Source organism: Rathayibacter sp. AY2B3 (assembly GCF_002931755.1).
Lineage (GTDB): Bacteria > Actinomycetota > Actinomycetes > Actinomycetales > Microbacteriaceae > Rathayibacter.
Genome location: NZ_PSUG01000003.1, coordinates 1 through 13327, shown reverse-complemented (window position 1 = coordinate 13327; position 13327 = coordinate 1). Strand labels below are relative to the sequence as shown.

Sequence of the window (13327 nt, the reverse complement as noted above, 5' to 3'; positions counted from 1 at the left end):
GACACATCACGACGCTACAGTCAGACCCCCTGCACTCCGGTGCAGTCGACGAAAGGGACACCACACACCATGACCTTGAACGGACTGTTCGCCGGCATCGGCCGGAGGTGGGTCTACATCGTCGCCTTCGCTCTGCTCGGCGCCGTGGCGGCCCTGGTACTCAACGCCGTCCTCCTCCCGCAGTACAAGGCGGACGCGCGCGTGTACGTCGCGGTCTCCTCCACCGGGGTCCTCTCGACCGCGGACCGGGTCGCGGCCAACAGCGCCGCCGCCCAGGCCACGGTCACCTCCGTCGCCCTCGGCACCTCGGACACCGTCCTGCAGGGCGTCATCGACGGCCTCGGCATCGACGAGCCCATCGAGGACTTCGCCAAGCGCGTGACCGTCCTCGCCGAGCCGGAGTCCGTGGTCATCACGATCTCGGCCACCGACCCCTCGCCCGAGCAGGCCGCGGTCATCGCCAACGCGGTCGCCGCCCAGCTCGACGCGGCCGTGAAGGGCTCCGACCCGGCGACGACCACCACGAACGGCGTCGCCGTCCCGCAGATCCAGCTCCAGGTGCTCAGCCAGGCGCTCCCGCCGGAGCTGCCGGTCACCGGAGGCATCCTCGTCCTGCTCGCGCTCGGCATCCTCGGCGGCGCCGTGGTCGGCGTGGGAGTGGCGATCGTGATGACCGCCCTCGACCGCCGCCTCCGCAGCGGCGACGACGTCCGCTCCGCGATCGACCGGCCGCTGCTGGGCATCGTCCCGGTCAAGGCCACCAAGCTCGACGAGATGCTGAACTCGACCGAGATCCCGGCCCGCTACTCGGCCGTGGCGTTCGAGCTCTCCGCCATCGCGCGCACCCGCTCGTACTCCTCCTTCGCGATCGCTCCGGCGTCCGAGAAGACCCCGCACACCGCCACCGCGGTGCTGCTCGCCAAGGCGCTGGCCGTGCTCGGCTCGTCCGTCGTGATCGTGGACGGCACCGCCGAGGGCTCGGCTCTCGCCTCGGCCTCGGGCGGACGCCCGGGTCTGCGCGAGGTGCTCGCCGGATCCGCCTCGCTCGACGACGCGATCATCAAGCGCTCGACCGACCGCCTCGACCTGCTCCCCGCGGGCGGCGCCCAGGCGGGCACGCCGATGCCGACCGACGCCCTCCGTGCGCTGGTCGAGGAGCTCGAGAAGGTCTACGACATCGTCCTGATCGTCACCGGCACCCTCGGCGCGACCGAGCAGTCGCCGACCTTCCGCGGCGTGGCCGACGGCGCCGTCCTCGTGCTGATCGAGGGCAAGGTCGACTCGCCCCAGGCCGCCGCCGACGTGCACTGGATCGAGACCGCCGGCACCCCTGTGGTCGGCGCGGTCGTCCTGGCCCGCCACAAGCTGCAGAAGGCCCCCGCGATCGTCTGATCGCGTCCTCGCACGCTGCGGAGAGCGCACCCCGGCCCCGGCCGCGGTGCGCTCTTCCGTGTCCGGGGCGCGCGCGGTGCCCGCCGGGGCCCGCCCGCCCCGACGTCGGTGCCCAGACGGCGGACAGCCCACTCCGGCGGCTGGGCGGCCCCTCCGGCGCCCACGCGGCTCCTCCGGCGCTCAGACGGCTCCTCCGGCGCCCGGACGGCTCCTCCGGCGCCCGGACGGCCCCTCCGGCGCTCAGACGGCCCCTCCGGCCCCTCTCCGTCCCCCGCTCGCCGCGCAGGCCCGCAGAGGTCGCGCGGTACTCGCGGGCGACCCCGCCGACTCCTGCGTGCTCGAGAGGAGCGGGCGCGTCGGTCGGCTCCCGTCCCGTCCCCGTCCGCCCGCCCCGTCCCGCGGTCCCGGAGGCGTTGAGCGCCCGCCCACGCCCTCGCCGACTCCGCAGAAGTCGCGGAAGCCGCGGCAGTCGCGCTGGGCCCCGACCGACCGTGCGCGGTCGACGGGAGCAGAGCACACGCAGAACCGCCGCCGTCGAGGGGACGACGGCGGCGGTTCTGCGCGCGGGGAGCGGATCAGGTCACGGCGTGCAGGCCACGTTCCCGATCAGGTCCTTCCCGGAGTTGGAGCAGCTCAGCGAGTTGCCGCTGGTGGACCAGTTGGACGGCTGGTGGAGGTACACCACGGCGTCCCGGGTCTTCAGCGCGAGGTTGCCGCTGATGGTGTTGTCGTTGCCCGAGCCGTCGGCGCGGGTGATCACCTGGTAGCCGTAGGTGGTGGTGCCCGCGGCGGAGTTGCCCGCGGCCAGCCAGCCGTTGCCCGAGACCAGGATCAGCGAGACGACGTCCGAGGCGAGGCGGGATCCTCCGACCACGGTGTTCCCGAGGATGTCCCCGTCGAGGGTCCCCTCCTTGGCCTCGATCGGCTCGGCGCCGGTGTCGCTGATCGTGTTGTCCACGACGGCGATGCGGGCCGTGCGGTCCGGGTCGCAGTCGTTGAACTCGCACCAGTTGCGGTCCGAGGTGCCCACGTAGACGCCCTCGCCGTACTTGGCGGCGACGAGACCGGTGCGGCGGATGGTGCTGCCGACGATCAGCGAGTCGGTGGTCTGGTTGCGGAAGTGGACCGCCTCGTAGCCGATCTCGCTCACCGTCAGGCCGGCCATCTGGACGCCCGTGCTGGCGAGCACCTGGATGCCCTGGAAGGAGCTGCGGACCGAGAAGCCCACGAGGTGGACGTCGCTCACCGTGTTCAGGATGAGCGCGGTGCCGCTCGAGGTGGATCCGGAGGTCAGGACCGCGTTGGGCGAGCCGCAGATCCAGATCGAGCCGGGCTGGGCGGCGGTGCCGCGGAGGGCGAACTTGCCGGTGTAGACGCCGTCGGCCAGGCGGATGACGTCACCCGAGCGCGGGTTGGCCAGGGCGGTGACGAGCTGCGCCGAGTTCGTCACCGTCTTGGTGGCGGCAGGGCAGTCGAACGCGGCGAGCAGCGAGTCGCGGGAGTCGAGGAGGTCGGCCGTGGTGGTGGCCGACTCCGTCAACCGGGAGTCGCGGCCCGCGTCGTCGGTGGCCGAGACGGTGTACGTGTAGGCGCGTCCCGCCTCGGCGGTCTCGTCGCGGTACTGGCGGATCGGGTCGGCGACCGTGCCGACGACGGTGTCGCCGGAGCCGTCCTCGTTCGAGCGGTGCACGTCGTACGAGACGACCCGCGAGCTGAACGGCGCGTCCCAGGCGACGGTGTAGCCGTCGGTCAGGGGGGAGAGCTCGACGGCGTCGGTCGCGAGGCCGTCCTCGGCGAGCACGAACGCGTCGATGATCAGGTTCTTGTCGGTCGAACTGGAGTTCTTCGTCCCGGTGTAGGAGATGGTCACGGTGTGCGTGCCCTCGGCGAGGCCGGTCGTCTCGTAGACCGGCACCTGGTACTGCGCGGTCGAGCTGTAGCGGTCGACCTTGGTGACGGGCCCGCCGTCGACCGAGACCGCGGCGATGCCGGAGGAGGAGGTCTTCCGGCTGATCCAGCGCCACGACGTGCCGACGAAGGTGAACTGCACCGATCCGGCGGAGGTCAGGTACTTCATCCCGCCGCCGCTGTCGCCGCCCGCCATCGACCTCCACGAGCCGGTGTACTGCAGCGCGGGGTCGGTCTCCTGCACGAGGAGGCTGGTCGCTCCGGAGGGGTCGAGCACGGGTCCGTCGTCGCCGCCGCCGGTCTCGTCGGTCGGCTCCTCGGTGGCGGGAGTCGCGCGGGTGATGTCGAACGCGTCGATGACGAGGTTCTTGTCGCTCGCAGAGCTGTTGGCCCTGCCGCTCCAGGCGATCTTGACGGTGTGGACGGTGTCGGCGAGGTCCTTCTTCGTGAACACCGGGACCTGGTACGCCGTGGTCTTCGTGTACCGGTCGACCGAGGTGCTCGCGCCGTCGACCGTGACGGTGGCGATGCCGGCGGAGGCGGTGGTGCGGCTGATCCAGCTGAAGCCGGTGCCGCGGAAGCTGAACGAGACGGAGCCGGTGCTGTTGAGGAACTTGATCCCGCCGCCGCTGTCGCCGCCCGTCATCGTGCGCCACGAGCCGCTGTAGGTCAGCGAGGAGTTCGTCTCCTGGATCCGCGTGCTCTGCCCGGCGCCCGGGTCGAGGGTGGCCGCGGAGGCGGCCGGGGCCGTGAGGGGGGCGACCAGGATGCCGAGAGCGGCGATCAGAGCGGTCGTGAGGGAGAGGCGTGCGCGTCGTCGGCGGGGGCGGGACGGGTCTGGCGTCGTCTGAGGATTCACGATCGGCTCCGGGTCTTCGAGGGGGCGTCGGGGGCGGTTCGAGGGGGGCTGCTCAAGGGGGTGGTGCTGGTCCTCCCGACGCTATAGACGGGCCGTGCGACTGACGGCTGGATGAGACGGATTCAGGTTGTAGTACCCCGTTCGGGCGTGGTGGTCGGGCTCGTACCAGCGACACGGCTGAAGGACTGGCGAACCGCCGAGGCCGCGTGTACGCGGGACGGTCACATTCGGTGTCGACGACGGATCGGAGGGCGGAGGTCGGATCGGGAGGGGACTCCGGGAACGCCCGTCCGCGGTGTGGATGAGGGGAGCGCTGCTCGGTCGAGGAACGGCGACCCTATCCGGCCACTCTGGACACGGCCCCGGTCCGGGCCGCCGGCCGAGAGAATTGACCGGGCGTTCACCGGGCCGACCCCGCGCCGAAACACTGCGATGATGGGCTGTCCACTGGTGATCGCCGTCGCACCCGCGTCGCGGATCACCCGCCGCGGTCGAGCGGCGGTCCCGACGAGAGGGAGGACGCGATGGACACGGCCACGACCGCGACCGGCGACCGTCCGTCCACCCCGCCCGCCCGGGAGCGCCCGCGACGCCGCCGGATCCGCGCGCGCACCGTGATCGGACGGCTCCTACTCGTCCCCCTCGTCGTGCTCGCCCTCTTCGGCGCCGGGATCCCCCTCTACGTCACGCCCCCGATCGATCCGATCCCCGAGCAGGCGGACGCGGTCTTCGTGCTGGGCCCGTCCACGAGGGCGCGCGTCGAGTTCGCCCGCCGGATCATCACCTCCGGAGCGACGGACACGATGGTGCTCTCGGTCGGCCCCGGCGAGATGAACGCGCCCCACGACGACAAGAAGTACAAGAAGTGCAACGAGCCCGGCGGCGACGTCCTCTGCTACTCCGCCGACCCGCTCACCACGCAGGGAGAGGCCCGGCAGCTGCGCGACATGGCCGAGCAGAACGGCTGGGACCACGTCATCGTGATCACCAGCGCCCCCCACCTCGTGCGCGCCGAGATGATCATCGGGCGCTGCTACTCCGGCGAGCTCTCGATGGTGCCCTCGGGGGAGCCCATGGGCCTGGACTACCTGGTGAACCAGTACGTCTACCAGACGGGCGCGTTCCTCAAGGCCTTCCTGGTCACCAACGGCTGTTGACGCGAGCACTCCTCCTCGATCCGCCGAGCCGGCCTGCGCTAGTCTGCCCGGGGCGCCATCGGCCCCGAGCCCGCTCCTGCGGAGCCCGGCCGGCCCGGCCCACGACGGCAGCGCGGCAGGAGGATCGGCCGGGGAGACCCGCGACGCTCCCCGCTCCGCACCGGTCACCCCCACGCGACCCCCTCCGAAAGGCCCGCCCGTGACACCTGCCCGATCGATCTTCGCCGTCGGCCGCGGCCAGTACGAGAACATCGGCGACATCATCCTGCGCCGCCAGCTCCTCGACTGGCTCCGCGAGTCGGGTCCGCTCCACGTCTACGTCGGCCACTCGCCGTGGGGCTACGACGACGGCCTGCGCCTGGGCCCGGACGACACGGTGTACCGCTCGCTCCTGCGCTGGTACGCGGCGCTCGCCCGCGAGGCCCTCGCCGGCCGGGCGAACTCGGTGTTCAAGCCGGGCGAGATCCAGCTGACCCTGATCGGGATGAAGGAGCACCTCGTGATGCTCCCGGGCATCGCCCTCGTGCGCCTCGGCGGCGGCCGCGTGATCCGCGCCGGCGTGGGCACCCGCAACTTCGCTCCGTTGCCCCGCGCGATCATGTGGCCCTCGATGGCGCTCTCGAGCTACACCCGCTGGCGCGACGACAAGACCGCCGGCTACATGCGCGTCGGCGCCGCCATGCCCGACCTCGGCTACGGCGAGGGCTCGAGCGACGCGGAGCTGACCGCGTTCGCCGCGCAGCCCGACGAGGAGCGGCGCGTGCTCGTCCTCTCCCTCCGCGAGGACCACGAGGTGGACGCCCGCCCCTACCCCGAGCAGGAGTGGCTGGCCGCGATCAAGGGCTTCGCCGAGCGCGAGGACCTCGACATCGTCGTGGTCACGCAGGTCGCCGTCGACGCCGAGCGCTCCCGCCGTCTCGCCGCCGACCTGGACGCGGACATCCTCGACTGGGATCCGGCGCACACCCACGACGAGCACGAGATCCTGCTGCGCGAGCTCTACCGCACCGCCCGAGTCGCGATGAGCGACCGGCTGCACGTGATCATCATGGCGTTCACCGAGGGCGCGGCTCCGGTGAGCCTGCAGATGGACGGATCGACGAAGGCCTCGCGCCACTTCGAGACCATCGGGATCCACGACGTCACGGTCGACATGTCCCGGACGACGCCGGCCGCGGGCGTCGAGACCTTCTCCGCCGTGGTCGCGCGGCGCAGCGAGCTGCTCGAGAAGCTGCTCGTCGCCCGCGGACGCCTCCGCGGCGTCCGCGACGACATCCAGGCGCTGCTCGCCGTGCCGCCCCGCAGCCGCCCGGCCGCTGCGGGTGCCCCTGCCGCCCCTGCCGGCCCGAAGACGCGGGTGTACCACGTCGGCCGCAGCGGAGAGGTCCCCGGAGGCATGACGCAGGTCGTCAACGGGTACCTGCGCTGGCCGTTCGAGCGCTCCGACGTCCGGGTGATCTCCTCCCGCACCGCTCCGGGCGAGCACGTCGCCGCGGCCCGCCTGGCCGCGGGCGCCGCAGCCCGCATCGTCGCGATCGCGCGCCGCGAGCCCGGCAGCGTGATCGTCGTCCACCTCTCGGAGCGCGGCTCGTTCCTCCGCGAGGGATCGCTCCTCCGCCTCGCGCACCGCCTGGGCCTGCGGACGGTCGCCCACCTGCACGGCAGCGAGTTCGCCGCTTTCACCGCCGCGCACCCGCGCCTGGTGAAGGACGTGCTGCGCAGCGCGGACGAGATCATCTCGCTCTCGGAGGAGACCTCGGCGATCTGCCGCCGCTACGTCCCCGCCGACCGCGTGCACCTCGTGCCGAACGCGCTCGAGCAGGGCACCCCGCGCGAGAAGACCCGCACCGTCGTCTTCGGCGGCGTCGTCAGCCACCGCAAGGGCGTCGACGTGCTGCAGAAGGCGTGGGCGAAGGTCGAGGGCAAGGAGGGCTGGCGCCTGCTGGTCGCCGGTCCGATCCGCGAGCCGGAGGTCGTCGACCGCGGCGTCCCGGGGATCGAGTTCCTGGGCTCGCTCGAGAACGCCCGCCTGCTCGCTCTGCTCGACGAGGCGTCCCTCGCCGTCCTGCCCTCGCGTGACGAGGCGATGCCGATCTTCATCCTCGAGGCCCTCGCCCGCGACGCGGCCGTCGTCTCGACCGCGGTCGGCGGCATCCCCGAGGTCCTCGGCGACGGCTGCGGCCGGGTGGTCGCGCCCGGAGACGTGGACGGCCTCGCCGCCGCGCTGACCGAGCTCATCACCGACGAGGACGCGCGGGCCGAGGTCGTCGAGAAGGCCGGGGCGCGCTTCCGCGAGCGCTTCTCCGCCGACGCCGTGTTCCCGCGGGTCGAGGAGGTCTGGCTCGGCTGAGCCGCCTGCGACTTCGCCCCGGATCGCGCCCCGGGCCGCGCTCCGGGCCTGGGCGGAGCCGCGGGAGCGTAAAATCGCTGGAGTCCGCGGCGCCGAGCCGCCGCGCCCCCGGCCGTCCGCTCCCGGACGCCTTCTCCCTCCACCCCAGAGAGGCTCGACCGTGGCCATCGCCGCCGACTCCGACCGCCGCCTGTGGACCCTGCCCCTCGCGCGCGCCGTGATCGCGGCGGTCGCCGGCTGCGTCGTCACCTTCTCGCCCGACCACGGGCCCGCGTTCGGCCTCGCCGTCTTCGGGGGCTTCGCGATCGCGACCGGCGCCGTCTCGCTCGCTCTCGGGCTCCGCGCCTGGAGCGGCCGGGCCCGCCCGCTCGCCCTCGGCTCCGCGGTGCTCACCCTGGTCGCCGGCGTCGCGGCGCTCGTCGCGCTCCCCGTGGCCAACCTGCTCTCCTTCGTGGCCCTCGTCGCCGGCTGGGCGCTGCTCTCCGGCTTCCTGGAGTTCTCGAGCGGTCGCCGCGGTCAGGGCCTCGCCGCCCGCGACTCCGTGATCGTGGGCATCGGCACGATGCTCCTCGGCGCCGCCTTCGGACTCCTCCCGCCCCACCCCGTCGTCACCGTCGGCCTCCTCGGCGCCTACGCCGTGATGGTCGCCGTCTTCCTCGCCATCGCGGCGTTCTCGCTCAAATGGGCCGCCGGCGCCGACGCAGCCACCGGACACGATCCCGTCGCCCCCACGACACCGACCTCCGGAGGAGACCGATGACCGCCGAAGGCCAGCAGCCCGACCCCGCCTCTCCCGCCGACCGCGCCTCGGCGGCCGACTCCGCCCCGCCGCGCGACCCGAGCGAGTTCACGCCCCGCACGTTCCAGCCGACCCGCAAGGACCGCCTGCGCCCGCTCGAGCTCATCGGCTTCTCCGCGGTGATGGCGGCCTTCGTCGGCCTCGTCGTCATGCTCTCGACCCGCGAGCCGGTCGTCGCGCTCATCTCGTTCGGCGTCGCCTTCATCGTCGTGCTCGTCGCGATCGCCATGTTCTCGCTGACCTTCAAGCCCGACGAGGCCGAGATCGCGGACATCGACGAGCAGGACTCCGCTCACTAGGTGGGGGACGGCTCCGCCGTCCCCCACCGCAGTCGGCCGGGAGCGTGGCTGAGCGGGTGGAGCGTCCCGCGTCCGCTCCGCGGAATCGCTTGGCACGCGATTCCGCGATGCGCTCGCGCCGCACGGCACGACACGGGAGCGCCCGCCCCCGCTTTGCTGATCGAGCAGCCCGCAGGGCGTATCGAGATCCCCCTGCGGTCGCGAGCGCCGCGGCTCCGCGTCGGTGGTCGCGCGTAGCGTGCGGAGGGTGGCGGAGTCGATCGGGCGGTGGTGGCAGCGGCGGCGGTTCTCGCGCGGCGCCGACGTCCCCTACGCGGTCGGCACCTACCGGGAGGCCTGGGCGTCCTACCCCGTCCTGGTGCGGCAGTACCGGCCCGAGTACAACGAGGGCATCGTGCTCAGCCAGATCCCGCCCGCGGCCGACGTGTACCTGTGCTGGCTCTGCGACGCCGGTCACGTCTTCGTCGCCACTCCCGAGGAGCAGCGCCACCGTCCCGGCCGGGAGCGGCGCCGCTCCTCCTGGTGCCCCGACTGCGCGGAGCTCGCCTCGCCGCGCGTGCCCCGGGCCGCGCCGATGATCGGCGGTCGGCTCGCCGAGGTGCTGGCGCCGACGTCCGCCCCCGGTCCCGATCCGGATCCCGAGGCAGGCTCCTTCGCTCTCGTCGCTCCGCCCGCTGTGATCGCCCGGAGGCTCGCGTCGACCGCGCCGCCCGCCGCTCGACCGGCACGGGCCCGCTCCCGTCCCGCGCGCGTCTGCCCGAAGACCCCGGATCTCCCCGTCGGGGAGCCCTTCGCCAGCCGGTGCGCGCCGCCGCCGGCCTCCGCGGTCGAGGCCCGACTCCGCGCGCTGCTCGCCGAGCGGCTCGTCTTCGACCCGGCGCACACGGCGGTCCGTCTCGCGCGGCCGTTCTTCGAGCACTGCGAGGCGTGGCCCGACCTGGTGCTCGGGGAGCTGCGCGTCGCGATCGAGTACGACTCGACCGGTCGGCACGGCCTCGAGCACGTCGGGCACCGCGAGGAGGCGGACCGGCGGAAGGACCGCGCGCTCCGCTCGGCCGGGTGGGAGGTGGTGCGCATCCGAACGGGGAAGCTGCTGCCCCTCGGCCCCTACGACCTGGTCGCGACGGGTGTCACGGCCGCACTGGCGGACCGCCTGGTCGACCGGCTCCGCGACGTCCGCGGGCCGCTGCTCGTCGATGCCTGGGGCCGTTGACCGGCCGCGCGGGTCAGATCCGGAGGGCGAGGGCCTCGCTGCGCCAGCGGCGGTGGAGGGCCCAGGGGTCCGGCTCTCCGGCGCGGACGGTCTCGATGTGGGCGTCGAGCGCGGGGCTGCGGGTGAACCACTCGGTGCGCTCCAGGCGCTCGTCGGCGAACTGGGCGTGCCGGTGCTGCTCGAGCGCCCGCCCGCCGCGCTCGAACGCGAGGAGCTCCTCGTGCCGGAGCCGGTGGAGGCGCTGCCTCGGGTTGCCGCTGGTGCCGATCTTGATCCGCTCGCCGAAGCGGATGTAGTAGACGACGTCGACCCGGGGAGGGGGCAGCTCGCCGTCGGGAGCGTCGCCGAGCCGCCACTCGCAGGCGGCGCAGAGCCACGCGGAGGGAAACCGGACGCCCAGGCGCGACCCGCACGCCGCGCACGGCGACGGCAGCGCGTCGACCACGCCGTCCTCCCGGGCGACCCAGTCGTGTGCCAGCCCGAGGTGCGCGGCGCACAGCGCGAGCGGGGCGCCCCGTTCGACGGCAGAGGCGCACCCTCCGATCGCGCACGCTCCCATGCCGCCGACGCTAGGTGCGACCCCCGACATCCGCACCCGTCCGTCCGGGCGCCGCGCCGGCTCCGCTACGCCACCGCGAGTCCGCGGAACTCGCCGTGCTCGCGCGCGAGTACCGCGACATCCGCGTGGTCGCGGGGCCGGGCGTCAGCTCAGGCGGTCGACCAGCGCCGAGGCGAGGCCCGTGTAGCCGCCCGGCGTCAGCGCCAGCAGGCGCTCCTTCGCCGCGTCGCCGATGTCGAGGCCCTGCACGAAGACCGCGAGGTCGTCGGCGCCGAGGCGCTTGCCGCGGGTCAGGTCCTTCAGCAGCGCGTACGGGTCGGTGATCGAGGACCGGCCGGCCGCCACCTCCGCGCGGATCACCGTCTGGATCGCCTCGGCCAGCACCTCCCAGTTGCCGTCGAGGTCGGCGGCGAGGGCGGTCGGGTCGAGGTCGATCTCGAGCAGGCCGCGCGCGATGTTGTCGAGGGCGAGGAGGGAGTGGCCGAACGCGACGCCGATGTTGCGCTGCGTGGTCGAGTCGGTGAGGTCGCGCTGGAGGCGCGAGGTGACCAGGGTCTGCGCGAGCGAGTCGAGCAGGGCGCTGGAGAGCTCGAGGTTCGCCTCGGCGTTCTCGAAGCGGATCGGGTTGATCTTGTGCGGCATCGTGGACGAGCCGGTCGCCCCGGCCTGGGGGATCTGCCGGAAGTAGCCGAGCGAGATGTAGGTCCAGACGTCGGTGCAGACGTTGTGCAGGATGCGGTTCGCGTGCGCGGCCCTGCCGTAGAGCTCGGCCTGCCAGTCGTGCGACTCGATCTGGGTGGTCAGCGGGTTGAAGACGAGGCCGAGGGAGGTGACGAACTCCTCCGCGAGGGCGGGCCAGTCGGTGCCGGGGTCGGCGGCGAGGTGCGCGGCGAACGTGCCCGTCGCTCCGCTGAACTTGCCCAGGTACTCCGTCGCCTCGATCTGCGCGACGACCCGCTCGAGCCGGTACGCGTAGACGGCGAACTCCTTGCCCATCGTGGTCGGCGTCGCGGGCTGGCCGTGGGTGCGGCTGAGCATCGACTCGTCGCGGTAGCGGACGGCCAGCTCCCGGAGCGACGCGACGACCGAGCGCAGCTTCGGCAGCCAGATCTCGTCGACGGCCCGGCGGACCACGATCGCGTAGGAGAGGTTGTTGATGTCCTCGCTGGTGGCGGCGAAGTGGGTGAGCTCGGCGATCCGCTGCAGGCCCAGTTCCTCGAGCCACTGGCGGACGAGGTACTCCACGGCCTTCACGTCGTGGCGGGTGCGGGCCTCGAGGGTCGCCAGCTCGTCGATCTCGGGCTGTCCGAAGTCACGGGCGCGGCGGCGCAGCTCCTCGGCGGTCGCGGCGTCGACGGGCTCGGAGCCGAAGAGGCGGCGGTCGGTCAGCGCCAGCAGCCACTCGACCTCGACGTGCACCCGCGCGCGGTTCAGCCCCGCCTCCGAGAGGTACTCGCCGAGCGACGAGACGGCACCGCTGTAGCGGCCGTCGAGGGGGCTCAGCGGCTGGGTGGGGAGCGAGGTCATGCGGTGGTGCCTTCCGGTTCTCAGGTGTCCTGCGCGAGGGCGGCGCGCGCGTCGGTGGAGTCGGGGCGGACCGAGCGGTTGCCGCGCAGTCCTGGTTCGATCTGGGCGAAGAGGGCCCGGCAGGCGCGCTCGATGAGCGCGAGCACCGAGTCGAACGCCGCCGCATCGGAATAGTAGGGGTCGGGGACGTCGCCCTGCGGGGAGAGGCCGGGCTCGAAGTCGAGCAGGCGGCGGACCTTCTGCCGGTCGACGTCGGTGCGCGCCCAGGAGCGCAGCGCCCGCTCGTGCCCGTGGTCGAGCGCGACGACCAGGTCGAACTCGGCGAAGCGGGACGGGTCGAAGAGCTGGGCGCGGTGACGGCCCCCGTCGAAGCCGTGCCGCTCCAGCGCCGCGAGGGCGCGGCTGTCGGCGTGCTCGCCGAGGTGCCACTCGCCGGTGCCGGCCGAGCTGATCTCGATCGCGGAGCCGAGCCCCGCCTGCTCCGCCAGGGAGCGCAGCACCACCTCGGCCATCGGCGACCGGCAGATGTTGCCGGTGCAGACGAAGCACACGGCGAAGGCCGAGGGCGCGGGGGAGTCGGGGGTCACCCGCCCATCATGGCGCACCGCGGCTCCTCCACAGCAGGCCGATCCCGGCATCGTCCACCGATGGCGCGCGTCGCCTCCCGGGGGGCGGCGACGGGGCCGATGCCGGGTGCCGACGCCGCGGTGTCAGTCCTGACGGCGGCGGAGGAAGGGGCGCAGGAGGAGGCCGATGAACCAGTTCACCAGGGCGAGAACGAGGGCGCCGAGCACGCCCCACCAGAATCCGTCCACGACGAGGCCGAAGCCGAAGAGGCCGCTGATCCAGGCGGTCAGGAGCAGCAGGAGGCCGTTGACGAGGAACGAGACCAGGCCGAGAGTCAGCAGGTACAGGGGGAACGCGACCACCCGCACCACTCCGCCGACGACGGCGTTGACGACGCCGAAGATCACCGCCACCAGCAGGTACGTGAGGACCGCCGCGGCGGGGCCCTCCTCGTACGGGTCCACGCGCACGCCCGCCACGACCAGGGTCGTGAGCCAGATCGCGACGGCGTTGGTCAGGAGGCCGAGGAGGAGTCTGCTCATGCCTCCACTATCCCCGCAGGCGGGGCGGGCCGCGAGCCGGGGCTCAGGTGAGGGGCCCGCCGATGGTCGGCTCCGGGGCGGGTGCGCTCCGTGACGGCCTGCGCCATGGCGTCGAGGTCGTGGGTGTCGTCGGCGCGCAGCGGCACGCGCACGCT

At 73.4% G+C, this 13327-nt stretch carries 11 protein-coding genes; 6 read left to right on the top strand and 5 right to left on the bottom strand.

Features of this window, described 5'->3' with window-relative positions; genetic code table 11:
• Positions 1-69: 69 nt before the first annotated feature.
• Entirely contained in the window at positions 70-1392 is a 1323-nt protein-coding gene (locus tag C5C24_RS02065) for a Wzz/FepE/Etk N-terminal domain-containing protein (protein ID WP_104275860.1), read from the top strand.
• 580 nt (positions 1393-1972) lie between these two features.
• Here the strand turns inward: C5C24_RS02065 and C5C24_RS02060 are convergent.
• Positions 1973-4159 (bottom strand): hypothetical protein, encoded by a 2187-nt coding sequence (locus tag C5C24_RS02060; RefSeq protein ID WP_104304177.1) that lies wholly within the window; start codon positions 4157-4159, stop codon positions 1973-1975.
• 524 nt (positions 4160-4683) lie between these two features.
• Here C5C24_RS02060 and C5C24_RS02055 point away from each other — a divergent pair.
• The 5 genes from C5C24_RS02055 (at position 4684) to C5C24_RS02035 (ending at position 9977) form a co-directional block, all read left to right on the top strand.
• Positions 4684-5316, top strand: coding sequence for a YdcF family protein (locus tag C5C24_RS02055; protein ID WP_104275858.1), 633 nt, complete (start codon positions 4684-4686; stop codon positions 5314-5316).
• Positions 5317-5515: 199 nt separating this feature from the next.
• Complete coding sequence (locus C5C24_RS02050) at positions 5516-7666, top strand: glycosyltransferase family 4 protein (RefSeq protein WP_104304176.1); 2151 nt, start codon at positions 5516-5518, stop codon at positions 7664-7666.
• 160 nt (positions 7667-7826) lie between these two features.
• Positions 7827-8426, top strand: coding sequence for a DUF308 domain-containing protein (locus C5C24_RS02045; RefSeq protein WP_104275856.1), 600 nt, complete (start codon positions 7827-7829; stop codon positions 8424-8426).
• Positions 8423-8764: a hypothetical protein gene (locus C5C24_RS18285; RefSeq protein WP_258065010.1), complete on the top strand. Its 342-nt coding sequence runs from the start codon at positions 8423-8425 to the stop codon at positions 8762-8764. Before C5C24_RS02045 ends, C5C24_RS18285 begins: the two co-directional genes overlap by 4 nt.
• 247 nt (positions 8765-9011) lie before the next feature.
• Complete coding sequence (locus tag C5C24_RS02035; protein ID WP_104304175.1) at positions 9012-9977, top strand: hypothetical protein; 966 nt, start codon at positions 9012-9014, stop codon at positions 9975-9977.
• Between the two features lie 13 nt (positions 9978-9990).
• Here the strand turns inward: C5C24_RS02035 and C5C24_RS02030 are convergent, their stop codons facing one another.
• From C5C24_RS02030 to C5C24_RS02015, 4 genes are all read right to left on the bottom strand, one after another.
• Positions 9991-10536 (bottom strand): GIY-YIG nuclease family protein, encoded by a 546-nt coding sequence (locus C5C24_RS02030; RefSeq protein WP_104282362.1) that lies wholly within the window; start codon positions 10534-10536, stop codon positions 9991-9993.
• 144 nt (positions 10537-10680) lie between these two features.
• Positions 10681-12063, bottom strand: a complete 1383-nt coding sequence (gene purB / locus C5C24_RS02025) for an adenylosuccinate lyase (protein WP_104304174.1) — start codon at positions 12061-12063, stop codon at positions 10681-10683.
• Positions 12064-12083: 20 nt separating this feature from the next.
• Entirely contained in the window at positions 12084-12650 is a 567-nt protein-coding gene (locus C5C24_RS02020; protein WP_258065009.1) for a low molecular weight protein-tyrosine-phosphatase, read from the bottom strand.
• A 123-nt stretch (positions 12651-12773) separates the two neighbouring features.
• Entirely contained in the window at positions 12774-13172 is a 399-nt protein-coding gene (locus tag C5C24_RS02015; protein WP_104275851.1) for a phage holin family protein, read from the bottom strand.
• Positions 13173-13327 lie beyond the last annotated feature (155 nt).

Excerpts from the sequence above, each read along its gene's own strand:
- C5C24_RS02065 (WP_104275860.1), top strand. The coding sequence starts at position 70 with ATGACCTTGAACGGACTGTTCGCCGGCATCGGCCGGAGGTGGGTCTAC.
- C5C24_RS02055 (WP_104275858.1), top strand. The coding sequence starts at position 4,684 with ATGGACACGGCCACGACCGCGACCGGCGACCGTCCGTCCACCCCGCCC.
- C5C24_RS18285 (WP_258065010.1), top strand. The coding sequence starts at position 8,423 with ATGACCGCCGAAGGCCAGCAGCCCGACCCCGCCTCTCCCGCCGACCGC.
- C5C24_RS02030 (WP_104282362.1), bottom strand. The coding sequence starts at position 10,536 with ATGGGAGCGTGCGCGATCGGAGGGTGCGCCTCTGCCGTCGAACGGGGC.
- purB (WP_104304174.1), bottom strand. The coding sequence starts at position 12,063 with ATGACCTCGCTCCCCACCCAGCCGCTGAGCCCCCTCGACGGCCGCTAC.
- C5C24_RS02015 (WP_104275851.1), bottom strand. The coding sequence starts at position 13,172 with ATGAGCAGACTCCTCCTCGGCCTCCTGACCAACGCCGTCGCGATCTGG.